The organism is Hymenobacter sp. YC55 (genome assembly GCF_029433095.1).
In the GTDB taxonomy this organism is placed as follows: domain Bacteria; phylum Bacteroidota; class Bacteroidia; order Cytophagales; family Hymenobacteraceae; genus Hymenobacter.
In genome coordinates this window covers 88,281-110,736 of record NZ_JARNTX010000009.1, presented here as the reverse complement: position 1 = coordinate 110,736, position 22,456 = coordinate 88,281, and the positions used below count along the sequence as shown (strand labels likewise).

Annotated in this window: 30 protein-coding genes; 21 read left to right on the top strand and 9 right to left on the bottom strand. The window is 56.8% G+C overall.

What is annotated here, in order from left to right:
* The first annotated feature begins 46 nt into the window (after window positions 1-46).
* The 10 genes from P1X16_RS29490 to P1X16_RS29445 all read left to right on the top strand — a co-directional run bounded on the left by P1X16_RS29490 (window position 47) and on the right by P1X16_RS29445 (window position 3,744).
* Window positions 47-337, top strand: coding sequence for a hypothetical protein (locus P1X16_RS29490; protein WP_089334413.1), 291 nt, complete (start codon window positions 47-49; stop codon window positions 335-337).
* A 4-nt stretch (window positions 338-341) separates the two neighbouring features.
* Window positions 342-632 (top strand): hypothetical protein, encoded by a 291-nt coding sequence (locus P1X16_RS29485; RefSeq protein WP_089334412.1) that lies wholly within the window; start codon window positions 342-344, stop codon window positions 630-632.
* Between the two features lie 11 nt (window positions 633-643).
* On the top strand, window positions 644-967 hold the full coding sequence (locus P1X16_RS29480) for a hypothetical protein (RefSeq protein WP_089334411.1): 324 nt from the start codon (window positions 644-646) through the stop codon (window positions 965-967).
* A gap of 27 nt (window positions 968-994) precedes the next feature.
* Window positions 995-1,321, top strand: coding sequence for a hypothetical protein (locus P1X16_RS29475; protein WP_089334410.1), 327 nt, complete (start codon window positions 995-997; stop codon window positions 1,319-1,321).
* An 80-nt stretch (window positions 1,322-1,401) separates the two neighbouring features.
* Window positions 1,402-1,671 carry a hypothetical protein gene (locus tag P1X16_RS29470; protein ID WP_089334409.1) on the top strand — a complete coding sequence of 90 codons (270 nt, stop codon included), beginning with the start codon at window positions 1,402-1,404 and terminating at the stop codon, window positions 1,669-1,671.
* 6 nt (window positions 1,672-1,677) lie between these two features.
* A complete protein-coding gene (locus tag P1X16_RS29465) occupies window positions 1,678-1,938 on the top strand; it encodes a hypothetical protein (protein WP_143437258.1) in 261 nt (86 codons plus the stop codon).
* Window positions 1,939-1,987: 49 nt separating this feature from the next.
* A complete protein-coding gene (locus P1X16_RS29460) occupies window positions 1,988-2,236 on the top strand; it encodes a hypothetical protein (protein WP_089334407.1) in 249 nt (82 codons plus the stop codon).
* A gap of 49 nt (window positions 2,237-2,285) precedes the next feature.
* Window positions 2,286-2,678: a hypothetical protein gene (locus P1X16_RS29455; RefSeq protein WP_089334406.1), complete on the top strand. Its 393-nt coding sequence runs from the start codon at window positions 2,286-2,288 to the stop codon at window positions 2,676-2,678.
* Window positions 2,679-2,692: 14 nt separating this feature from the next.
* Window positions 2,693-3,493, top strand: coding sequence for a hypothetical protein (locus tag P1X16_RS29450; protein ID WP_089334405.1), 801 nt, complete (start codon window positions 2,693-2,695; stop codon window positions 3,491-3,493).
* Window positions 3,494-3,507: 14 nt separating this feature from the next.
* Window positions 3,508-3,744 carry a hypothetical protein gene (locus tag P1X16_RS29445; RefSeq protein ID WP_089334404.1) on the top strand — a complete coding sequence of 79 codons (237 nt, stop codon included), beginning with the start codon at window positions 3,508-3,510 and terminating at the stop codon, window positions 3,742-3,744.
* On the opposite strand, the gene P1X16_RS29440 is transcribed toward P1X16_RS29445, so the two are convergent.
* Window positions 3,745-4,062 (bottom strand): hypothetical protein, encoded by a 318-nt coding sequence (locus P1X16_RS29440; RefSeq protein ID WP_143437257.1) that lies wholly within the window; start codon window positions 4,060-4,062, stop codon window positions 3,745-3,747.
* A gap of 43 nt (window positions 4,063-4,105) precedes the next feature.
* Here P1X16_RS29440 and P1X16_RS29435 point away from each other — a divergent pair, with 43 nt between their 5' ends.
* The 9 genes from P1X16_RS29435 (at window position 4,106) to P1X16_RS29395 (ending at window position 13,308) form a co-directional block, all read left to right on the top strand.
* The gene (locus tag P1X16_RS29435; protein ID WP_089334402.1) at window positions 4,106-4,528 is read left to right on the top strand and encodes a hypothetical protein; all 423 of its coding nucleotides are present in this window, start codon (window positions 4,106-4,108) and stop codon (window positions 4,526-4,528) included.
* 56 nt (window positions 4,529-4,584) lie between these two features.
* The gene (locus P1X16_RS29430) at window positions 4,585-5,289 is read left to right on the top strand and encodes a hypothetical protein (protein ID WP_089334401.1); all 705 of its coding nucleotides are present in this window, start codon (window positions 4,585-4,587) and stop codon (window positions 5,287-5,289) included.
* Between the two features lie 274 nt (window positions 5,290-5,563).
* Entirely contained in the window at window positions 5,564-5,875 is a 312-nt protein-coding gene (locus tag P1X16_RS29425) for a hypothetical protein (RefSeq protein ID WP_089334400.1), read from the top strand.
* 2 nt (window positions 5,876-5,877) lie between these two features.
* Window positions 5,878-6,837 (top strand): hypothetical protein, encoded by a 960-nt coding sequence (locus P1X16_RS29420; protein WP_089334399.1) that lies wholly within the window; start codon window positions 5,878-5,880, stop codon window positions 6,835-6,837.
* A 5-nt stretch (window positions 6,838-6,842) separates the two neighbouring features.
* Entirely contained in the window at window positions 6,843-7,445 is a 603-nt protein-coding gene (locus P1X16_RS29415) for a recombinase family protein (protein WP_346771275.1), read from the top strand.
* Between the two features lie 10 nt (window positions 7,446-7,455).
* Window positions 7,456-8,391 carry a helix-turn-helix transcriptional regulator gene (locus P1X16_RS29410; RefSeq protein WP_179225614.1) on the top strand — a complete coding sequence of 312 codons (936 nt, stop codon included), beginning with the start codon at window positions 7,456-7,458 and terminating at the stop codon, window positions 8,389-8,391.
* Window positions 8,392-8,488: 97 nt separating this feature from the next.
* Window positions 8,489-9,511, top strand: a complete 1,023-nt coding sequence (locus tag P1X16_RS29405; protein ID WP_089334396.1) for an aldo/keto reductase — start codon at window positions 8,489-8,491, stop codon at window positions 9,509-9,511.
* 171 nt (window positions 9,512-9,682) lie between these two features.
* Window positions 9,683-12,703 (top strand): Tn3 family transposase, encoded by a 3,021-nt coding sequence (locus tag P1X16_RS29400; RefSeq protein ID WP_277236358.1) that lies wholly within the window; start codon window positions 9,683-9,685, stop codon window positions 12,701-12,703.
* A 101-nt stretch (window positions 12,704-12,804) separates the two neighbouring features.
* Window positions 12,805-13,308 (top strand): M50 family metallopeptidase, encoded by a 504-nt coding sequence (locus P1X16_RS29395; protein ID WP_179225613.1) that lies wholly within the window; start codon window positions 12,805-12,807, stop codon window positions 13,306-13,308.
* A 107-nt stretch (window positions 13,309-13,415) separates the two neighbouring features.
* Here P1X16_RS29395 and P1X16_RS29390 read toward each other — a convergent pair whose 3' ends face one another.
* The 4 genes from P1X16_RS29390 to umuD all read right to left on the bottom strand — a co-directional run bounded on the left by P1X16_RS29390 (window position 13,416) and on the right by umuD (window position 15,841).
* Complete coding sequence (locus P1X16_RS29390; RefSeq protein WP_089334393.1) at window positions 13,416-13,616, bottom strand: hypothetical protein; 201 nt, start codon at window positions 13,614-13,616, stop codon at window positions 13,416-13,418.
* Between the two features lie 90 nt (window positions 13,617-13,706).
* Window positions 13,707-13,967, bottom strand: coding sequence for a hypothetical protein (locus P1X16_RS29385; protein ID WP_089334392.1), 261 nt, complete (start codon window positions 13,965-13,967; stop codon window positions 13,707-13,709).
* Between the two features lie 46 nt (window positions 13,968-14,013).
* The gene (locus P1X16_RS29380) at window positions 14,014-15,366 is read right to left on the bottom strand and encodes a Y-family DNA polymerase (protein ID WP_277236355.1); all 1,353 of its coding nucleotides are present in this window, start codon (window positions 15,364-15,366) and stop codon (window positions 14,014-14,016) included.
* 4 nt (window positions 15,367-15,370) lie between these two features.
* A complete protein-coding gene (gene umuD, locus P1X16_RS29375) occupies window positions 15,371-15,841 on the bottom strand; it encodes a translesion error-prone DNA polymerase V autoproteolytic subunit (protein ID WP_089334285.1) in 471 nt (156 codons plus the stop codon).
* Between the two features lie 232 nt (window positions 15,842-16,073).
* Here umuD and P1X16_RS29370 point away from each other — a divergent pair, with 232 nt between their 5' ends.
* The gene (locus P1X16_RS29370; protein ID WP_089334284.1) at window positions 16,074-17,102 is read left to right on the top strand and encodes a hypothetical protein; all 1,029 of its coding nucleotides are present in this window, start codon (window positions 16,074-16,076) and stop codon (window positions 17,100-17,102) included.
* Window positions 17,103-17,723: 621 nt separating this feature from the next.
* Here P1X16_RS29370 and P1X16_RS29365 read toward each other — a convergent pair.
* Window positions 17,724-18,353: a DUF305 domain-containing protein gene (locus P1X16_RS29365; RefSeq protein WP_089334283.1), complete on the bottom strand. Its 630-nt coding sequence runs from the start codon at window positions 18,351-18,353 to the stop codon at window positions 17,724-17,726.
* A gap of 199 nt (window positions 18,354-18,552) precedes the next feature.
* On the opposite strand from P1X16_RS29365, the gene P1X16_RS29360 reads away from it, so the two are divergent.
* Window positions 18,553-18,999, top strand: a complete 447-nt coding sequence (locus P1X16_RS29360; protein ID WP_089334282.1) for a DUF2141 domain-containing protein — start codon at window positions 18,553-18,555, stop codon at window positions 18,997-18,999.
* Window positions 19,000-19,094: 95 nt separating this feature from the next.
* Here the strand turns inward: P1X16_RS29360 and P1X16_RS29355 are convergent, their stop codons facing one another.
* The 3 genes from P1X16_RS29355 to P1X16_RS29345 are packed head-to-tail and all read right to left on the bottom strand — an operon-like array spanning window position 19,095 to window position 22,388.
* Window positions 19,095-19,724 carry an AraC family transcriptional regulator gene (locus P1X16_RS29355; RefSeq protein ID WP_245855406.1) on the bottom strand — a complete coding sequence of 210 codons (630 nt, stop codon included), beginning with the start codon at window positions 19,722-19,724 and terminating at the stop codon, window positions 19,095-19,097.
* Between the two features lie 6 nt (window positions 19,725-19,730).
* Complete coding sequence (locus tag P1X16_RS29350; protein ID WP_089334281.1) at window positions 19,731-20,108, bottom strand: cupredoxin domain-containing protein; 378 nt, start codon at window positions 20,106-20,108, stop codon at window positions 19,731-19,733.
* A 6-nt stretch (window positions 20,109-20,114) separates the two neighbouring features.
* Window positions 20,115-22,388 carry a heavy metal translocating P-type ATPase gene (locus P1X16_RS29345; protein ID WP_089334280.1) on the bottom strand — a complete coding sequence of 758 codons (2,274 nt, stop codon included), beginning with the start codon at window positions 22,386-22,388 and terminating at the stop codon, window positions 20,115-20,117.
* Window positions 22,389-22,456 lie beyond the last annotated feature (68 nt).

Below are 22,456 nucleotides of genomic sequence, written 5' to 3'. Positions count from 1 at the left end.
ACGTTTAATAAGTATAAGCCACGCAGCTAAAAACAGCCTTTCAATCATGGGTAAGCACATTTTTTCTTCGACTACCAGCACCGGCCAGCAAGTGAATGTTCAGTGTGGTTGGGACCGTTCCTTGCAGCACCATTACCTGACCGTTTTTGCCGGTGAGGCCGTGCCTGAAAACGTGCTTTATACTTCCCTGATGGAGCGCGGCGGCGGATTGCCTGACGCGGACGCGGTATCGGACAAGCTGGATGAATTAGGCATTGAAGCGCCGGAAGGCTTGTTAGGCCGGATTTGGCTGGATTCCGAATTCAACGAAAGCAGCAACGAGGTAAAACAGTGGTAAGGCCATGAGAGCAGTAGAAGCCCCCACCCTTGGCGACCTCACTTGGAACCAGTACCGTAGCCAGGTAATCAACGCTATTACGGACGTTGAGGCCCAGTTGTACCACCTCAGAAAGAGCGTCAACAACGAGGGCATGACCTACGAGGTAGCCGCCTTGCTGAAAATTGAAATCATCGACCAAGAAGATTTTGATGTGCTTTCGGCCTTGGTGAAAGCAGTTCGCCACGTTGGCTGCGAAGCTATCCGCGCCACAAAAGAGGACCACGGCGGGCAATTCTCCCTGCTTCTACTCTAACCCTAACGCCCATGAAAACGCCCCAAGATTTGACCATCGGAGATGCCATCTACTACCCGCGAGAGCAGGCGCTAGGCATCATTTACGAAACGTACAGCCGGGGCGACAACGAGCGGCCAGGGGTGCAGGTGCTGCTGAGCAACGGCGAAGACCTTAGCGGATTCAGCCCCCAGGAAGCCGACCAGTTTTTGCAGCCGTTGGGGCCTACGGGCCTGACCTATCAGTTTCAGAACGTGACCCAGCTAGCCCGCGACTACGAGCGTGGCGTTTTTGGCCAAGCGTTCCACAACGCCCAGGTGCTCCAACTAACGCAGTCGCTCAACCCACCCGAGTAGCTTTTCCCCTTTTGTTCCTTCTTCGCTATGAGCACCAGCTACCAGAACAGCCAGAATAGCGCCGGTTTTGCCCCACAGTGGGCTTATCTAGCCGTAGAGCACCAACCGGCAGACGAGGCCGAAGCCGAGCGCCTAGAGCAGCTACGGCGGCTTATTGACGCGGCACCCGATGTAGCCGACCTACGCGACTTTGCCGAGCAGGCCCGCGAGGTAATGGGCAGCGGTTACACCATCCATTGCGGCAGCTCCCACGTCTGGCTGAAACGCGACGACCAGGCCGAACGCCTAGCAGTTATTGCAGACCGGCACACCACGGCTTACCGGGAGTGGAACGCCCCCACTGCAAATAGTTAAACCTTCAGCAAGCAGCGGGCCGTAATGTTGCTAAAATTGCATAGATTATTTTGCCTCATTACACCTAACGCTGCTGAAAAATGCCTAAGAAATTGCCTTTCGACAACATTGCCGAGTTTGTTCATTCACTTGGCGAACGCGGCAAAACGGCCAAGGCCCTCGACATTAACCCGCGCACCTTGACTACCCGCTTGGCGGACCCGGCCACCTTCACCTTGGCCGAGCTGCAACGAGTAGCCGAGTACGGGCACACCGACCTTATCACGGTAACAATGATGGCTGAGCACCAGATGAAAAACCCGATTGAGCCGCCCGCGCCCGCTTTGGGTCGGCCAGCTCGTCAGCACTAGCTGCCCATGAGCATCTTACCTGAGTATGCAGCCCCTACCGGCGTTCGGTCGATGCTCTATCAAATGGCTGAGCTACTGCTACGCTACCCCGACGAGGCCCAGCGGCTAGCCGCCGCTGAGGCCCTACCTACGCCAAACCCTTTTCTAGCCGAAGCCCCCGACCTTGAAACCGTGGCCCAATGGCTGCAATTTACCGGGGAGGATATAACCGCCGACGAACTACGCACGAAGTACCAGCAGCAGGGCTGGCTATTACGCCTATCCTAGCGCAATTTCTTAGCCAGTTGTCTTATTCTCTGTCTATAGCCGCCCGCGCATGAAGTACGCTCCCCGCCGCCGCCGCAATTCGCCGCCACCTATCGACTACATCATGCGAGAGCTACACGCTTCTAGTAAACGGTGCGATGAGCTGCTAGGCCCGGCCCTTCAAATGATTGACGAGCGCCGCAAGCTGAGCGAGAGGTTCACCACTGGCTTACTCGTCGTGGGTGTGGCCATCGTCTTTTTCTTGCACTGGCTGCATCCTGAGTGGCCGTGGCCAGTTCGTATAACTATCCCGTTCTAAGGCGTAGGAGCACACTTTCACCGCACCTTTTTGCAATTGTAAAGCCTTTATGAAAAACGAGTGGGATATGTTCGCCGCCGTGCAGCAGCAGTTAGCCGCAGGGGCCGAACTGGTAACAATCTATATGACCAGCGCCTCGACCAACCTGACCCCCGGCCAGAGTGAGCCAGTCCAGGCGCTCGATGAAGAAGGCCAAGCCTATGAGTTAGGGCCGGACTTCATGCAGGCGCTGCGAGTGTGCATCTTCGACAAGCGGATACCGCATAAAATCCACCACGGCAGCAAAACCCTAGCTTTTGGCCCAGGGCTACGCACTCTCCCGCCCACAGTGACGCTACCCGGTGAGGTCACGCTTGACCTACTCGATGAAAAGAACCTTGATACTCTCGATATGCTGAGCGACGACGACAGCAACGATGATTGGTGGAAGCCTAAGCCGTAACCTGCTACTTTACTATGGATAACATTTGGGGAAACATCGCGGAGATAGCAACTGCTGGTGCTACAATTGCAGCCGTAGTAGTGGCTATACGCACTATTCAGGCGAAAAGAGTAGACGACCGTCGGACAGACAGATTAAATCGCATCAACCAACAACTCAACCAACTTTACGGTAAGCTCTCCATTCTCTATGAAACTGGAATGAGAGACTGGTGCTCCTTTATAGAACAGCACGGAAACGACTCTAAACTATTCGCCAGAGAGTTTGTGGATTTTTTTCCCAGCGGGGAGAATGTAGATAACCTGCCTTCACCTACTGCTGAACAATTAAAAGCTTATCGTAAGTGGCTCAAAACACTTTTCACAAAAACCAATGAGAAGATGTTAGAGGTGATTTACGCTAACGCAGACTTAGTAATTGGAAAAAGTATGCCGCAGGTCCTTATTCTTTTCGCGCAGCATGTTTCATCCATGAGATTACTACAAGTCACATTAGACGAAGAGGAACATAAAGAAGAAGCTGGCTCAAAAAGCGCGATTCTTGATGATTGGAGAGAATATGTAAAACTCATGGCGCCGTACCCAGGGGATACAGGATTTTACATCGGAGCATGTTTTGAAGTGTTGAAGGAAGAACAAGAGAGGTTACTATCAACCTATGAAACTCCCCTTACAGAGATGGAAATAGCTCGAAAAATAGAAGATGCCCAACGGGGTAAAGCGAAGTTTTGGAATGAGCGCGGAGTAGAAATAAGAGCAAAGAGAGCAACATCTTCTGCTATAAGTTCAAATGCGACTTTTGAACCAAAATTGTAACCAATATCTATCTTATGGAAGTCTATTTTGCCAGTCCCGGCCCCGGCTCCCATGCCACCAGTGTTACCGTAACGGGCGCTAGCAGTGTTGATGAAGCAGTGAATGCAGCGCAGAACCGCATCTATGCTGAGTATGGGACGGACCGCTACGAGGTTGTAATCACACCCCCCAGCGGAGCCCCAGCCGAGGCAGACCGCTACGAAATGAGCGTGAGCATCACCGATTCACAAAACGGCAACGAGGCTAGCTAGCTATTCTGTTGGCGGCACTGCCTCAGCACTGGCTTCCTGTATCAGCTCCGAGCTTACTTCTGTCACCGGGAAAAAATCACTACGGAACAGGTTTGATTCCCGCTCTGCAATTGGAAAACGCCTTGCAATGGCTTCATAGGCAGATTCGGAAATCTTGAGATAGGCCACCTCACCCGTAGTGCCTTGGCCCCTGTCACCGAAGATGCACAGCAGCCGGTCGAATTGATTAAGCGGCGTGTACTTGAAAGTGCGGATATACGCCTTGTGTGCGCGGTAAGACCCTAATTCGTCAGGCGTAGAAAGCTTTTTTGAACTCATAGCAGTACAGGTAAGCCCGAAGGTACTCATTCACCGAATTTCAATGAAGAAGCCTGCTAGCGCCCCGGTTTTACCTCTCTATAATCCGGCTTTGCCTAGCTTCAACCGCTTAGTAGGGCCGGAAGAAGCCGCTACTTTCTGTCAGTATAAGTTTCAGGAGATGGGCGCGGAGCTGCCCGAGTGGGCCAGCCGCCACAACTTGAATGTAGAGCAGGCAATGCTTATGAGTACGCAGCCGGTTACCGTTCACGACCCTACCCGCAATAAGAGGATTTGGAAGTTCAAGCCCGAGTTCGCCCAGGCCGCACTTTCTGAGCTTGGCTTTCCCACGGAAACGATTTGGATTAAAACACCCGATTCCTGCGCACTAGAAGTCGTATTTGTCTTGCCACCACGTTCTGTAAAACAGTACCGCCAGGAGCAGCAAGAATACAGGCAACGCACAAGGCATACTGAGCAGGACTAGCACCAATTCACTACTTATAGGGTAGCTTTGAAGGAGGCAGTTCAGTAACAGATTATATGAAAACCAGCGAGATGCCAATCAAAATGCGCTTAGCAAATAAATTACTCTTGCTCGTTTTAATTCAACTGCTTCATATTGGCGTTTTTGCCCAAACTCCCAAAGCCATCAGGTACAGGATTACTGAAGTAGGGCTTATATCAATTGCACCTGAACTAGAGTTGATTGCCGGTAAAAACAAGAAGCTCGAAGATTCAGCTCAACTGAGTATGAGCCGCTTGTATGACTATGATATTTATGATAGTAGAGCTGTCTTTCAACAAAAAGGATTGAACGAGAGCCAACCCTCAAGCCTTCAAACTTATGTGCGAATAATCATCGAAACCTTTGTTGGCAAGCCCGGTGAGTATCCAAAATCAAGCAGTAGACCAGCGTTTAAGCCTGATGAATTGGCTGCTTACGATGCCAATTTCAAGCAGGAGGTTGTTGCGGGATTCAAAGAACAACGAACTGCCAAGACGAATCTATCCCTTGTAAAATGGTTGGGAAGCAATACTGTAATTGTTAATGACAAGGCTGCAATACAAATTACTTACATCCGGCAGTTGAATGATAGGCCGCCTGTCAAAGTGGAGATGTACCAATTCTTCAATAATGACAGGATGCACCAAGTCATTTTATCATACAGGATTAAGGATGAAAAACAATGGAAGCCGATACTGGCAAAGGCTCTATCAAGCTTCCAAATTACTAACGTTAGATAACCAACTTCCAAACTCTATTCTAAAGACGAGCCCCGCTAATGACAGCGGGGCTTTTTTCAGCAATTGTAAACAGTTAAGGCGGTTTTGTAGGTGTTGTAAAGATGTATTTTTTACAACTTTAACCCCTGTTTTTGCGTTAATAGTAGTGTAGTTTACTTCCCGTTAGAAGCCTATTATTATGCCTGGTCTTTCTCAATCACGCTCCTTGGCTAAGCGGCAGCATCGCCGGTTGTCGAACCCTGCTATCTTGCCGGTAAATCAACCTACTTTAGCTATGGGTCAGACCCTTGAAAAAGTGGCGCTTGTCGAGAAGCTACCGGATTCCCGCACGGCCCATTTACAGCCCATTATTGATTTTCTGAAAGCCCAAGGCAACGACCCCGCCAGCGGCGACGAGTTCACCTACAACCGGGATGGCTTTGGGGAATACCTGTTTCACCAGTCCCTCGACGTGGAGGCCTTGCGCCAACGGTTTACCTTCCCCCCAACTATTCTGCTGACCAAAGACGCGGTGCAGGATACCCGTAATTTTGTGGCCATTACCCAGGCCCTGCCGCCAAGCGCCCCGCTGACCTTTAATCTGTAAGTGTGGCCACGTCGATACCACCCGTTGATACCCCAGCCCGGAAGGCGTTTCTTGACCAGGGCACCAATCTATACCCCGGCGTTGACCAGTGGCACCACCCGCAGCAGGACTTGCCCGCTGGTACGCTGCTAGTGCAGTTTGACTTTCGGCCCGAGGCGGACATTCGGAAAGGAGAAGAAACTATTTCGCCTTACTTCACCGATGCCGCCACGCTGCTAAAGCACCTAACCCCGGACTTAGAAGTCAACGCTCGTAGTTTGGCCGAGGCCCTACAAGTAAAGCCGTATCGACAGGCTGATGCAGGCGAGCATCTTTACAGCCCCAGCGTAGCGATATACCGACTAATCCGGCCCATCAAAGCGGAGAACATCCAAGTAGCGCAACCGGCCGAGTTCGGCCACGGCCTGACCCGCAACAACCTTCAGTACGGAGAAGGGGTAGGGGCTCAATTCTTTCTGACGGAACCCAAGGATTCGATTCTGAAAGGGGTGAACCGGGCCTTAGAAGTTGCCGATGTGATGCCGTGCATTCAGCGGGAGCACCGCTTGGCTTGGTTACGAAAGCTGGAGGTAAGCCAGGTCGATAACAAAGCCATCGAAGCGGCCATTAAGCCACTCTTTCAGGATAAGGTAAATGAGATGCTGCGCGGCACCCCAGGAGAGCAGAAGCACGGCCGCGAGATAGCCGAGCTATACCAAGCCAACCAGGAGCTAAAGATGATGCAGCTGAGCAGCCCGATTGCGAAAGTGCCACCGCCTGATGCCACTACACGGGGTAGCACAAGAGTAGGAACAGAAAGTATCGGTAGGGAAAATCTGCGCAGGGAGCTGTCTCGCGAAACGGCCGTTTTAGCGGCCCACCTGCCTCGGCTGCTTAGCGCCCTGAAAAGCTACCACAGATTGTCTCATTTCCTGTTCTCAGTAATCAACGACTCGCTATCTTCGCCCTCGTTGACTTCTTGAGAAAAATGGCGATGATTTTCGGCTATGCCCGCGTGAGTACCTCCGACCAGCACCTGCATCTGCAGACTGATGCCTTGCAAGCCTACGGCTGCGTGGAGGTGTCCCAGGAAAAAGTGTCCTCCGTGAAAGAGCGCCCGGCCCTGCAGCACCTGCTGACGCGGCTGCGGCCCGGCGATACGCTCGTCGTCTGGAAACTCGACCGCTTAGGCCGCTCACTCAAAGACCTGGTCACGTTGGTGACGGGCTTTCAGGACGCAGGGATTCACTTCGTCAGCCTGCAGGACCATTTGGACACGACCACCGCCCAAGGCCGGCTCATGTTCAACCTGTTTGCCTCGCTGGCTGAGTTTGAGCGCGACCTTATCCGCGAGCGCACCAAAGCGGGGTTGACTGCGGCCAGAGCCCGGGGCCGGCAGGGCGGGCGGCCCAAAGGCCTCTCCAAAGAAGCCCTGTCCAAAGCCCAGGCGGCCAAAACGCTGTACCTGCAGCAGGACAAAACTGTCGCGGAAATCGCCCAGTTGCTCGGGGTCGGTCGGGCAACCATTTACCGCTACCTGGGGCAGCTGGGCGTACCAACGGGCACGCAGGCGACACACCAAACGACCTGATACGCGCCTTGTGATAAAGACTTGCTCTCAGCCACCCGCTGCCGCTATTTCCCTGCCCGAGTTTGAGCACCGCTACCTAGGAAAGGTGCCGTCGGTGGGCGGGCTGCAGGCGGGCCAGTTTGCGGCCTATTCCCGCGCTGACTTCGGGCAGGTATCCCTGCCCTACCAGCGGCGCGACTTCTACAAGCTCTCCTTGCTGACGCGCGGCACCAGCCAGCTGCACCAGGCCACGCGGGGCTGGGCCATTGCCGGGCCGGCCGTGGTGCTCTCGCACCCGTTGGTGCCGCACGCCTGGGAAACCCTATCGGACGAGCAAAGCGGGTTGTTTTGCCTGTTCACGCCCGAATTTCTGCACGGCGGGGCGACGGCCGACCAGGCCCTAAGCCCACTACTGGCCCTGGGGCGCGACCCGGTCTATATACTGGAGCCCGGGCAGTTGCCGGCGTTTGAATCGTTGTTTAGCCAGCTGCTTACGGAGCTGGGCACCGATTACCCACACCAGGCCACCGTCGTGCGCCACTACCTGCACCTGCTGTTGCACCAGCTCCAGCGCTTGCGGGCGCCCGCGCCCAACTTCGTGCACCCTACCGCCGCCGACCGGCTCGCTGCCCTGTTTCTGGAGCTGCTGGCCCGGCAGTTTCCGGTAGCCCGGCCCGACCAGCCACTGCAGCTGCGCGCCCCCCAGGATTTTGCCCCGCTGCTGGGTGTGCACGTCAACTACCTCAACCGGGCCGTGCGGGCGGTGACAGGCAAAACCACTACCGCGCACCTGGCCGAGTGGCGGCTGGCGGAAGCGCGGCGCCTGCTGCAGCACACGCCGTGGTCCTTGACCGATATTGCCGAAGCGCTCGGCTTTGCGTACCCCACCCACTTTCACAATTTCTTCAAGCACCACACCGGCCTCACCCCGCAGCAAGTCCGTCAGCCCCAGGCCCTGGTGGTTTGAATTTCGTAGCCCTTGGGCGCAAATTGGTTATGTAGCCCCAGCAGGTGCGCCGGACCTTTGCACGGCCGGGTGCTACATTTCCCCGGCGCTACGTCGTATGCAGTATCGCTTGCTGGGCCAGACCGGCCTGAAGGTGTCGGCCCTGTGCCTGGGCACCATGACCTTTGGCGGCAAAGGCCGTTCGGCCGTCACCGGGGCCCTCGACCAGACGGCCGCCGATGAGTTGCTGCGCCGGGCCGTGGCCGCCGGGGTCAACTTTATCGACACGGCCAACGTGTACTCCGAGGGCTTGTCGGAGGAAATTACCGGCCAGGCCATCCGCAACCTAGGCCTGGACCGCGACTCGTTGGTGCTGGCCACTAAAGTGCGGGGCAAAATGGGCGAAGGCCCCAATGAGGTAGGACTTACGCGCAAACACATCATGCAGCAGGCCGAAGCCAGCCTCAAGCGCCTGCATACCGACTACCTCGACCTCTACCAGCTGCACGCCTACGACCCGCTCACGCCGCTGGACGAAACCTTGCGGGCGCTCGATGACCTCGTGCGCCAGGGCAAGGTGCGCTACATTGGGGCCAGCAACCTGGCCGCCTGGCAGCTGATGAAGGCCCTGGCCACGGCCGATAGCCGCCAGCTGGAGCGCTTCGCCTCGCTGCAGGCCTACTACACCATCGCCGGCCGGGACCTGGAGCGCGAAATGGTACCGCTGCTACTTGACCAAAAGGTGGGCCTACTGGTATGGAGCCCGTTGGCCGGTGGCCTGCTCTCAGGCAAGTACACCCGCGATGGCCAAAACCAGGAAGGCGGCCGCCGCGACCGGCTCGACTTTCCCCTCGTCGACCGCAACCGGGCCTTCAATGTCCTCGACGTGCTACACCCGCTGGCCGAAACCAAAGGCGCCACGGTGGCCCAACTCGCCTTGGCCTGGCTGCTGCACCAGCCGGTAGTAAGCAGCGTCATCATGGGGGCTACCAAGCCCGAGCAGCTCGACGCCAACCTGGCCGCCGTGGACGTGACGTTCACGCCGGAGGAGTTGCGCCATCTCGAAGAGGTCAGCCAACTGCCAGCTGAATACCCCGGCTGGATGCTCAACTACACCACCAGCGACCGCACCATCAGCTAACGGGCAGACCCGGTGCCGGTTGTATCCTGAAACCTGTCGGTCTGGGGCGAGCAATGAAAAGGGCCAGCTGCTTATTTCACACGAGGTTCGGCCAGCTTACCAGACCGAGCGGGAAGCAAGCGACTGGCCCGAATAGGGCCGCCGCCAGCGGGGACACGCGACTATAGGACAATGCCGGTAGAATTTCTGAGCGACGAGCAGGCGGCCCGCTATGGGCGCTACCAGACAGACCCTAGCCCGGAACAACTGGCCCGTTTCTTTTACCTGAGTCCGCAGGACCTACAGTTTCTGGCCGACTACCGCCGGTCGTACACCCAACTCGGGTGTGCTGTGCAGTTGTGTACACTCCGGTTTTTAGGCACGTTTCTGCCCATCCCTACCCAGGTGCCGGCCGTCGTGGTGGCCACCTTGGCGCAGCAGCTTCAGGTAGGCACTGACGCGTGGCCTGCGCGGTATACCCGCCCGAATACGCTCTCCGACCACCAGGCCCGCATTGTGGCGTACCTGGGCTTTGCGGCCTATGGGGGCCGGCAAGTATTCCGCCTCACGCGCTGGCTCTACGCGCAGGTCCTCACCAGCACCGTGCGGCCCAGTGTGCTCTTTGATTTAGCGACCGCGCATCTAGTGGCCCAGCGCGTCGTGCTGCCCGGCGTGACGGTGCTGGCCCGCCTGATTGCGCGGGTCCGCGAGCGTACGGGCCGTCACCTGTACCACCAACTCCGCAACCGGTTGAACCCGGTACAGCAAGAGGCCTTGGAATCGCTGTTGCTGGTACCGCCTGGCCAGCGACTCACCCGACTGGAAGCGTTGCGCACCGCGCCGACCCGCGTTTCCGGCCCCGCTCTGGTGGCCGCGTTGGGACGGCTGGAGCACGTGCGCGTCCTCGGCGTAGGGAGCATTTCACTGCACGACCTGCCCGAAGCCCGAGTGGTGCGGCTGGCCCGCCACGCCCAAGTAGCCTGGGGGCAGACGTTGGCGCGGATGGGAGAAGAACGCCGCCTGGCTACCCTGCTGGCCTTCGCCCAGGCCCTTGAACGCACGGCCACCGACGATGTGCTCGACCTCTTCGACGGGCTGCTGACAGCGCTCGCCCTGCGGGGCGAAACCAAGCGCCGCCGTCAGCGGCTGCGCTCCCTGAAGGATTTGGACCAGGCGGCGCTGGTGCTGGAGCAAGCCGTGCGCTTGCTGCTCGACGAATCCGTGCCCGAAGCCCAGATTCGGGCACAGGTACTGAGCCGCATTGGCGAAGCCTCCTTGCGAGAAGCAGCCGAGACGGTGCAGGCGCTGGCCAGTCCCGCCGACGCCCCCCGGTTCCAAGCCCTGAGTGGTAGCTACGCGACCGTACGCCGGTTTCTGCCGGCCCTGCTGAACGGAATTGCGTTGGAAGGCTCCCCCTCGGCCAAACCCCTGCTCGATGCCTGGTACTTTTTACGAGCCCAGGAAGCAGGCGGCCGGTGCCGGCCCAAATGGGGGACTGCTCCCCGCACCTTTGTGCCCAAAAGCTGGGCGCGGCAGGTGTTTGCCAGTCGAGACGAGGTGAACCCCGCCGCGTACACGCTCTGCGTGCTGGACCGCCTACACCAAGCGTTGCGCCGTCGGGAAGTGTTTGTGACGACGAGTGATCGCTACGGCGACCCGCGCGCGGAAATGCTACGCGGCGAGGACTGGGACGCGGCGCGTGAATCGGTGGCGCGGGCGCTGGGCCGTTCGCTCGACCCGGCCCTGGAACTGGTGCGGCTCCAAGCGCAGCTGCGGTCGGCCTACGCGGAGGTTCGCGAAACCCTGCCCCACAACACGGCGCTGCACGTGCTGCAGCACGACGGCATGCCCTACGTGCGGGTAAGCCCGCTCCCCGCCCAGGAAGAACCCGCAAGCTTGCAGCAGTTGCGGACGCAGCTTACCCAGCAGTTGCCCCACGTGGAACTAGCGGCGTTGCTGCTGGAGGTGAACGCGTTCACGGGATTTGCCGACGCCTTCAACCACGTGGCCGACGGCCAGAGCAAAGCGGCCGATTTACCACTGAGCATCTGCGCGGTGCTGCTGGCCCAGGCGTGTAACATTGGCCTCAAGGCTGTGGCGCGGGCCGAGGTACCGGCCCTCACCTTGCCCCGCTTGTCCTGGGTGCAGCAAAACTACATGCGCGTGGAAACGCTCACCGCCGCCAACGCCCGGTTGGTGGACGGCCAGGCGCAATTGCCCCTGGCCCAGGCCTGGGGTGGCGGAGAAGTCGCCTCGGCCGACGGCATGCGCTTCGTCGTGCCCGTGCGCACGCTGCACGCCGGGTGGAACCGCAAATACTACGGCTCCCAGCGCGGGGTAACCTACTACAACTTCACCGGCGACCAGTTCACCGGCTTCCACGGCATCGTCATTCCCGGTACGCTGCGCGACTCCCTGTTCATCCTGGCCGGGCTGCTGGAACAGCAAACCAGCCTGGACCCGCGCGAAATCATGGCCGATACCCATGGCTACAGTGAGGTAGTCTTTGGCCTGTTCGCCTTATTGGGCTACCGCTTCAGCCCTCGCTTAGCAGACCTCTCCGACCAACGGTTCTGGCGCCTCAGCAAGGAAGATGATTATGGTCCCCTCAATGAATTAAGCCGGCACGTCGTCAACGCCCGGCTCATCAGTGACCATTGGGAGGATATGTTGCGGCTGGCCGGCTCTCTTAAATTGGGCCGGGTAAAAGCCACGGCGGTAATGCGCACCTTGCAGCGGGCGGGTTCGCTCTCGGGCCTGGGCCGGGCGGTGGCCGAACTGGGCCGGGTGGAAAAAACGCGCTACCTGCTAGCCTACGTCCACGACGAGGCCTACCGGCGGCGCATCCTGGTGCAGCTCAACCGCGGCGAGGGCCGCCACGCGCTGGCCCGCGCCGTTTTTCACGGCAAGAAAGGCGAGCTGCGCCAGCGCTATCGCGAGGGAATGGAGGACCAACTCGGGGCGCTGGGCCTGGTCGTAAACGCCCTGGTGCTGTGGAATACGCGCTATTTGCAACAAGCATTAGAGCGGTGGCAGGAAACGGAGGAGCACGTAAACCCGGAGGATGTGGCCCGCCTCTCGCCCTTGCTGCATGAACACGTGAATATGCTGGGCCGCTACGATTTTACGCTGCCCGAATCTGTGGCGGCTGGGCAACTGCGTCCCTTGCGCACCCTCACACCCTGGGAAGCATCGCTTGGTGAATGGGCCTAGCGATAGTTTCTGTTCCTACTCTTGTGCTACCCCTACACCTAAGCCTAGCCCAGCGCCTCAGCGCCGCCGAGGCCTACGCATCTAATGCAGCAGCTTGTTCTATGCTTGTCGATATACTGCTACTGCTTGTTCTTTTCCCCGTTTCATTCATAGTCAGCGGGCTGGCGCATGAGCTTGGCCACGCTATAGCTGGTAAGCTAGTAGGGCTAAGTATTCATCGGATTGTGATTGCAACCGACCTAAGAAAAAAAACTGTAAAGCCACGGTTTACGCTGGCGGGCACCGAGTTCTATTTTGCGCCCAATAGCTTGCTACACTATGTAACTACGTCAGGAGTTGCATTCAGTAAGCATCCGGTTAAGCAACTCATCTTCAATCTGGCAGGACCACTAAGCGGAGCTTTAACAGCAGCTGTATTTGCGTTCTATTCATTTGGCTTTACCGGAACTACCGTAGTCAACGGCATTGCTATCTGTCTATGGGGCTTCCACTTCGTAATGAACCTACTTGAGTTGCAACCTGAACTGCTGGCATACGATACCCCAAGTGACGGTTGGAATGTTCGGGAAGCGTGGCGACGGATAAAGGCAAGCAAGAAGAATTAAGCAAAGGCCAGAAAGAGAACCAGAGGGATAAAGGCCCGCACGACTTGCTGACAACAAAAAGCCCCCGAGCCGAAGCGCCGGGGGCTTTTCATTATATGGTGAGCACATTAGCGGTGCTGCTGGTCGTAGTAGTCGTTATCGTAGTAGCGGTTGCGCTGGTAACGAATTTTTGATTTTGAACTCATGCCACCCAACCAACCAAGAGCCGCGAGAAGCAACCCCCAATTGGCCACGTATTGCCCCCAAGTAGGAGCCCAGGAACTATGTAGAAAGAAGAATAGAGCGCCGAGGATAAGGAAAGTACGCATAAGAGTAATATGTAGTATGCTTCACAATATAGTAACTATCTATACTTCCACTACGCAAGTGTCCTGCTTTAAGTTGCAGTTTATACAACATTATTGCACCGGCATTTGGCAGACGAGGAAGCAGGTAGTTAGAACTAGAACCGTATTGAGGAAGTAGAAAACTTCGCGGTTAGCGAAGATGCCAGCCATCCACACGCCCCCAAACCCCATAAAAAGGGCATATGCCGGCAGCGAGTGCACTACTAAGCTCAGCACTAGAAAGAACAGTGCAGCTAGTAAGTTGTGCCCTTGCAGGTCAGTGAACAGATGCTCTTTGCGAATAACGCCAAATTTGAACTGTGTAGTAGTCATAGGGGAGTAGATGAAATGAGGTAGTAATATAACGAAAGCGTGAGGATTAATTTACCAACATTAAATCTTCCAGCCGAGTAGTGAAGGCCGGTGAGCGCCATTGAGCCTTTCCTTCCCACGGAGGGGGCGTTTTTCCGCTCGTTGTGTTGATGTGGCCAGCGGCCGGAATTGCCGTAGCAATTTGCACCGCGCCCCGGCCGAAACGCTGATTCAGTGCGTCCAGGCTGGCCATCAAAGCCGGCCGCTTGGTAACGAGTGCTGGCTTCTCGATGGGCTTTACCGCAGGGGCCGCAGCAAACAAGTCTAGCTGCTGGCCAGTACCGGGCGGCTCCAATCCGTCGAGCACCACCCCGGCCTTATGATAGGCTGTGCTCTTCTCCCACAGCCGCCCGAGCAGGAGGCGGGCATAGCTGAGCAGCACCGTAGTATCAGCCGTAGGCCCGATGGGTAGCGTCAGGGTAGCTGACTTCGAATAAGGCGGCAGCACGTTAGCAGCAAAGCGGTTTTTACTGATGTACACCGTTAGGACATGCGCCATGTCGCCCTGCGCCCGCAGCTTTTCCGCCGCCCGCGAGAGGAACGCCGCCACGGCCGCGAGTACATCATCAAAGGCAGACAGGGGCTTGCCGAAGGTGCGGGAGCAGCTGATGCTTTGGCGGCTGAGCGTACCATCTTCCGAAGGGTGCAGGCCCGCGCAGGGCCGACCTTGCAGCTCCTGCACCAGCCGTGCCCCGACCACGCCGCCCAGGTGCTTACGCGCCCAGGCATCCGACACGCGGGCCAGGTCGGCAGCAGAATCTACCCCGGCCGCAGCCAGCTTAGCCGCGTATTGCCGCCCTACTCCCCACACGTCACCCACCGGAACTTGCCGCAGCGCCCAGGCCCGCCGTTCGGGTGAATCCAGGTAAAGCACCCCGCCCAGCGCCGCATCTTTCTTGGCAATTCGGTTGGCCAGCTTGGCTAACGTCTTGGTTGGAGCAACACCAACGCAGGTAGGGATTCCCGTTCGGGCCTTGACCCCATCCCGAATTTTGCGGGCGTAAGCATCCAGGCTCCCTAAATAGGTTTCCATCCCGGCTAGGTCTAGAAATGCCTCATCAATAGAGTAAATTTCTACCGCTGGCGCTACTTGCTGAAGGTGATACATTACGCGGCGGCTCATATCCCCATAGAGCGCATAGTTTGAGCTGAAAACCTTCACGTTGTGCTGTTGCAGCACATCTTTTACTTGAAAATAGGGGTCGCCCATTTTCAGCCCCAGCGCCTTTGCTTCCGCGCTCCTACTTATCAGGTTGCCATCATTGTTCGAGAGCACCACCACCGGCTGACCCTCGTAGCGCGGCTGAAAAACCCGCTCACAGCTCACGTAAAAATTGTTGCAGTCAAGTAGGCCGAACATAGCTCTAATCAATACTTTGAATCAGAGCTTGCAGCCGCCCTGGAATCAGCTCATGCACGACATGCGTAACCACACCCCAAATGCGCAGCTCGTCCGTGTCGGTTATTTCATAGGGTTTAAAAGCAGGATTAGCAGGCATAAGCCACCAGCTTTGCCCTTCGCGCACCAGGCGCTTTACCGTGCATTCTCCGTGCACAACGGCAACGACGATATGGCCGTGGTCGGCTTCTAGGTGCTTGTCCACGGCTAACAGATCGCCGGTATGAATTTCCGCGCCACTCATGCTTTCCCCACCGACCCGCAGCATATAGGTTGCGTCAGGATGCCGGAACAGCAGCCGGTTCATATCAAAAAGCCCTTCCAGATGGTCAGAGGCCGGAGAGGGAAAACCAGCCGGAACTAGGTAGCTGAAAAGAGGCAGCAGAAAAGGATTCGGGCCGGGCTCAGGCACCCGGATTAACTCAACATCACTCATAAATCACCTGGTAGATGTACCACAAAGTAAACGTATGCCAATAAGATTAGTATGTAATTAACTAAGAGTGTTGGCAAATTTCCCAATTGCAAAAAGAACGAAAGGGAAAAAAGTACCCGCCGTGGTAGAAAAAAAGATGCAGAAAATACATAAATAAAGTTGTAAAAACTGCAACATTAAGGAGGTGAAAAGCGTTAAATAGTATCAGCAACGCAGTTTAACCCCCTTTTCTATGAGCACCAAAGCCACCCTTCTCGACCATGCTACCGAATGGGATAAGATTTGCTTTCCCATTGAAGTTGCCCCCTTGGTTAATCTGCTTAACGAGCCTTACTTGGTGCCAAGTGACCGCAGCCGGGCCGTTATCGGAGAAGTTACCCCAGGGCAGAAAACCATCTTTGCCATGCAAAGCGGCGAGTACACGTTGATACCAAATACGCTGGTGCGCGAAGTGGCCGAGCAGCAGCTACCCGGCCATAGCTTACGCGCTAGCTTCACGGACCGGGGCGAGTTCTGCCTTTCCATCATCATGCCCGACGAAATCAACGACGTGGCAACTACCGACAACTCGAAAGTACGGGACCGGCTATTTCGCTCCCTAATCATCAACAACTCGTACAGCGGCAAAACGCCCTTCTCGTTGCAAGGTTCGGCCGAGTGGGAGCGTGAGCAGACCAGCAGCCACAGCAAAATGCGGGTGAGCTACTATCGCGAAGTATGCACCAATGGCTTAATGGGATGGGCCGATGATTACTATACCGTCGATGAATACCTGAACTGGTTAGCCGCAGGCAAGCCCACCAAGCACCGCAAGATTCAGCAGGAGAAGGAGCATGAGTTAGTGGAAGTCACAGAGCGCGAGGTTAAGCGGGAGCACGAAATTTTGGTGGAGCGCAAGTTTGCGCACAAGGGCCTGAACCTACAGATTTTCAAGCAGCACTTGGAGCAGGCGTTTCAGCAGTTCGTGCAGCAACGCCACTCGTTGACCACCGAAGTTTACAAGCAGCTTTCCCGCCAAGCGGTTACCGGCGACCGGGAAAAGCTCTTTGCGGATACCAAACTCCCCAAGAAGCTAGCCTCCGCTGCCTTAGAGCGTCTTGCTTACGAGGAAACGCTTTTGCAGACGGACGCTAATTTGTGGCTGGCCTACAACGCCGCAAATTACGCGCTGTTTAACAGCAAAAGCTCACTGGCCATAAATGACCGTTTCCGCCAGGACGAGCATCTATTTCACCACTTTGCCGAGTTGGCCATGAGCTAGACCAGATCCTAAGGAAAAGCCCCCGGTGTAAATCACATTGGGGCTTTTTATAGGCTAAGGTTGTTGTGTTTTTGTAATTGCAATAATGTGCCGACCAATTCAGGCCCGTTTAAAACCGAGAGTGCTAAGTTGAATTGGTAAGTATAACTGTCCGCAGCAGGTACTTACATACTTTAACTCACGGCTTGCATAATTATGCGGCAGGCAACCTTCCAACCTAAAAACCTCGATTGCATAGTATCTGACTCCTTAGCTGAAGCCATTCCTACTATGCCAGTGCTCGACCATGATCTTGATGAACTATTCTGCCGAGCAGCGACCAAGTATCCAGAGCAACACGATACGGAAGCTTGCTGGCTGCGGCTCTCGTCCCGACTACATGGCTTGTGCAACTCCACAAACGGGATGTCACTTGATTGGTGCTTGGTCGATAAACCTGACCCCTGCATTACTTTTCGCACCGACAAAGACGATGAAACAGCCAAATAGATGATAAGTTAATAGAGTCGGGCATCTCTTCAGCACGGAAGCAAGAGGCTCTAAGTCTGGCACTGTAACCACAAAACAGGAAAGGCGGCCCCAAAGCCGCCTTTCTTGTATACTTATAGGGTTATAGGGTGATTAGTACTTCTTGTGTTCCAACAGCCACTCTTGTAGCTCCTGGATTTCCATTTCCTGCTCGTCAATGATACTGTGGGCCAGGTCTTTCATCGCGGTGGTGCGGCCGTATTCTATCTCAGCCTGCGAGTTTTCTATGGCGCTACGGTGGTGATCGACCATGAGCTGCGCGAAATCAAAGTCAATATTGCCGGTGAGCGGGCGCAGATCGTTGGCTTGCATCATGCGCTCCATGCTCTCCATTTGCTTCATGTTAAATGCTGGCACGGGGGGCTGCTGCGGTGGATGGCTGCTTAAAAAGGCATCCAATATCTTGATTTCAGCCTGCTGCTTGTCGATAATCTGCTGCGCCATGGCTTTCATTTCCGTGTCGGAGCCACTTCTTAGCTCTTCCTGGCTCATGGTAATGGCTCCTTGGTGGTGCATCTTCATCATCATGGCGAAGTCGTTATCGGGGTCCTGCGTCTTGGTCATTGCTTGCATCTGCGTCATCATCTCGTGCATTTGGCGCATGAAGATGTTATCGTCATGGGCCTGCAGTTCCAGCCCCTCGTCGTCGTTGTCGCAGGAGGTGGTCAGGGTTGCAAAGGTGAGTGCGAGCGCCAGCAGGGGAAAGCGAAAAAGCTTGTTCATAGGTCGTGGTTGAGGTTATGAGTAAAGTAGGTGCTTACCAAAACGGCTGACCAAAGGCAGGGATTTACAGCACATGCTATCCGGCTTGCATAATTTCGCTGACCCCCAGTTGCTGCCCTAAGACCGGAACGAAAACAGCAAGGCCTATGTATGCCCGCCCAGTAGGAAGACTTTTCAAGCTGCCCCTCACCTTTAACTTATGGGATCAACCTTTTCTGTTCTTGCCTGGCTGACTGCCTCGGCTTTTTGGCCCTTAACTAACCCGGCTGCGCTTTCCCCCGAAACAACTGCCGTCAACGTGGTGGTAAGCAATCTGGTCTCCGACAAGGCCACGCTCAAGCTGTACTTCTACAACGTGAAGGCCAACTTCTTGGTCCGCAATCACTACACCCTGCTCAAGTACGTCAAGCCCGCCGGCCGCACCAAGGTAGTCTACCCCATTCAACTGCCGCCCGGGGAGTGGGCCATTGCCCTGACTCAGGATCTGAACGAAAACGACCTGGTGGACCGCAACATGGTGGGCATCCCGACCGAGCCTTTCGCCTTGTCCAATAACGTGAAGCCCCGCTTTCGGGTCCCCACCTTCGACGACTGCAAGTTCACGGTCCAGGGGGCTGCTACAACCGTCGCCATTTCTATGAAATAAGCAAAACCCAGGTGCTACCAAAGCAACCGGGCGGACAAGTAAGCCCGGACCTGAGACTTACAGTTCAGGCGCTCTCACTTGCATAATTTTGCGGTTCAGATCAGCGAATCCAGGCTCCGCCGGGCGAGGCTGGCGGGCCCGTGCTTTTGGAATTCCGTGGGGGTAAGACCCGTTACCTGCCGAAACTGCCGCGAAAGGTGGGCTAAGCTGCTGTAGCCTAACTGTTCGGCTACTTCGGTAACACTCAGCTCGCCGTAGCCAATCAGTTCCTTCGCCCGCTCCACTTTCTGACGGATGATAAACTTCTCGATGGTCAGCCCTTCGTGGGAGGAAAACAAGTGCGAGAGGTGGTGGTAGTCGCGGCCCAGGTGCTCTTCCAAGTAGGCTGAGTAGTTCAGCAGCCGGGGACCGGGCGGGGGGTAATGAATCAGCGTCACCAGTAGGGTTTTGATTTGCTCCACCAACTGCGCCTTGGGGTCTTCGAGCAACGCAAAGCCCGCGTCCCGCAAGCTGGTGCGCACCGCGTCCCAGTTGGGCTCGGCCCCGTCGGGGGTAGTTACATCGGCTTCGCCCAGCGCGACGTGATGCACCTTCAAGCCTAGGGCCGCGAGATCTTCCCGGACTACCCGAATGCATTGGGGGCAGACCATATTTTTGATTAGCAGCCGGTGGGCGCCGGGGGCAGGTAGGGTGTGGGTCAGGCTCACGTCGTGGATCATTGCCATAATTCCTTATTTGACAACCAGACTGCCGCGCAGCATGCCCATGCCGCAGGTAAACTCGAACCGGCCCGGCTTGTCGGGCATCAATTCCACTAAGGTTGTTTTAAAGGCGGGCAAATCGCGGCGAACACTGAAATCGGGCATCAGCAACTCCTCCGAGCAGCTGTTTTCCTCGTCGCGGTAGAAGCTAAGCTGCACGGGCTTGCCCCGCTCCACTTCAATCACGTCGGGGGAGTAGCCGCCCTTGACAGTGATGTCCACTTCCTGCACGCCGCTGGAAGATGAAACGGCACTGGCCGTTTGCCGGGCGGAAAAGAAAAAGTACCACACCACGAACGCGGCCAACGCCAGGCCGCTCAGCGTAACAATGATTTCAGCGGTATCCATGACTACTTAATTCTTAAGGGGAGTGAAGCCGCGCAAACGCAGCGAGTTGGTTAGCACTGACACTGAACTCAGGGCCATGGCGCCAGCCGCCAGCATGGGCGAGAGCAGCAGCCCGAAGAAGGGATAGAGCAGCCCAGCCGCCACGGGAATGCCAAGCGTGTTGTATATGAAAGCGAAGAACAGGTTTTGCTTGATGGTGCGAATCGTTTGGCGCGATAGGGCAATGGCCGTCACTACGCCCTGCAAATCCGAGCGCATCAATGTGATACCCGCCGCCTCCATGGCAACGTCCGTACCGCCGCCCATGGCCAGCCCAATATCGGCCTGCGCCAAGGCGGGAGCGTCGTTGATGCCGTCGCCCACCATAGCAACTACCCGACCCTCGGCCTGCAGTTCCTTCACCTTACCAGCTTTGTCCTGGGGCAGTACTTCGGCGAAATACCGCTTGATGCCGACTTGCTGGGCCACCTGCGCGGCCGTTTGCGGGTTGTCGCCGGTCATCATGACCACCTCGATACCGAGGCGCTGTAATTGTTGGATGGCCGCCGCCGACGTTTCGCGGATAGTGTCCGCCACGCCAATTACGCCCGCCGCCTGCCCGTCCACGGCGACGTAGAGCACCGTTTTAGCGTGGGCCAGCAATTCCTCGGCTTGGCGCCGCAAGGTAGGGGCCAGACTCACGCCTGCCTCTTCCAGCAGGCGGAAGTTGCCAATCAGCACCGCTTGCCCGTTGACGGAAGCAGTGGCTCCTTTTCCTTCCACCGCCCGAAAGTTGGTGGCCGGTAGGGCAAACGCTTGGTGGGCATCGGCGTAGCGCACGACAGCTTCCGCCAGGGGGTGCTCGGACTGCCGTTCCACGGCGGCCACTAAAGGCAGCAATTGGCCGACTGACTGCCCTTCCCCGGAAACGAAGTCGGTAACGGCTGGCTCGCCGCGGGTGATGGTACCGGTTTTGTCGAGCAGCACAGTGTTCACCTGATAGGCTTTCTCTAAGGCTTCGGCGTTGCGCACCAGCACCCCGTGCTCGGCCCCTTTGCCAGTGCTGACCATAATGGCAGTCGGGGTCGCCAGACCGAGCGCGCAGGGGCAGGCAATGATGAGCACGGCCACGAAATTGACTAATGCCAGCGGTAACCGTGCTTCCACCGGCGCCAGATCAAACCAGAGCACGAACGTCAGAATGGCAATCACCACCACGGTGGGCACGAAGATGGCGCTGACCTTATCGGCCAAGCGCTGAATGGGGGCGCGGCTACCTTGGGCATCTTCTACCAGCTTCACAATCTGCGAAAGCATGGTGTCGGCGCCTACTTTGGTGACGCGGAAGCGGAAGGAGCCGGTTTTGTTGAGCGTGGCCCCGAAGACGGGGTCGCCTTCTTTCTTTTCCACCGGCAGGCTTTCGCCCGTGAGCATGGCCTCGTCCACGGCTGAGTGGCCTTCCTGAATAATGCCGTCAGTAGCCACCTTTTCCCCGGGGCGCACCACCACGGTGTCGCCCAACTGTACCTGCTCGATAGGCACGTCCACTTCCTGCCCATTGGACCGTACCACCCGGGCAGTTTTGGCCTGCAAGCCCATCAGGGTGCGGATAGCGGCTGAGGTTTGGGTTTTAGCCCGCAGTTCCAGCACCTTGCCCAGCAGAATGAGGGCAATGATGGTGGCCGTAGTGTCGTAATACACTTCCGGCATGAGCCCGCGCCGGGTGAAAAAGCCGGGCACTACGGTCGCGGCCAAACTGTAGAGGAACGCGGCGCCGGTACCCACGGCAATCAGCGTATCCATGTTGGCGGCGCGGTGCTTAAAGCCGTTCCAGGCGGACACGTAGAACTCGCGCCCGCTGTAGAGCAAGACCGGCAAGGTGAGCAGCAGCAGCCCGTAGTTGAGCCACTGCATGTTCACGCGTGCCATCATGGCCGGCCAGAGCATGAGCATGCTCAGGGGCATGATAATTAGGGCGAGCACGACGGCCACAGAGAAGCGGCGCTTGAGTTTTTGATACGCTAGCGCTTTCTGCTGGTCGATTTCCGCTTGGCGGTCGGCCGCGCTCGTGTTGGGGGCGCGCTCTACTACGCCATAGCCAGCGTTGACAACGGCTTCTTTTAAAGTAGCCGGGCTAGCTTGGGTCGGTACGTAGTCAACGGTGGCTTTCTCGGTGGCAAAGTTGACCACGGCCCGTTGCACGCCGGGCGTGCGGGTTAGCGACTTCTCGACGAATGAGGCGCACGAGGCGCATGTCATGCCTTCGATGTCGAGGGTCTCGGTTTTGGTGGTTGGTTCCATGAGAAGGGTATGCAACAAGCTGTTTCTGAACCAGAAATCAGGATAGTAACAGCTTAGTAATACACTAC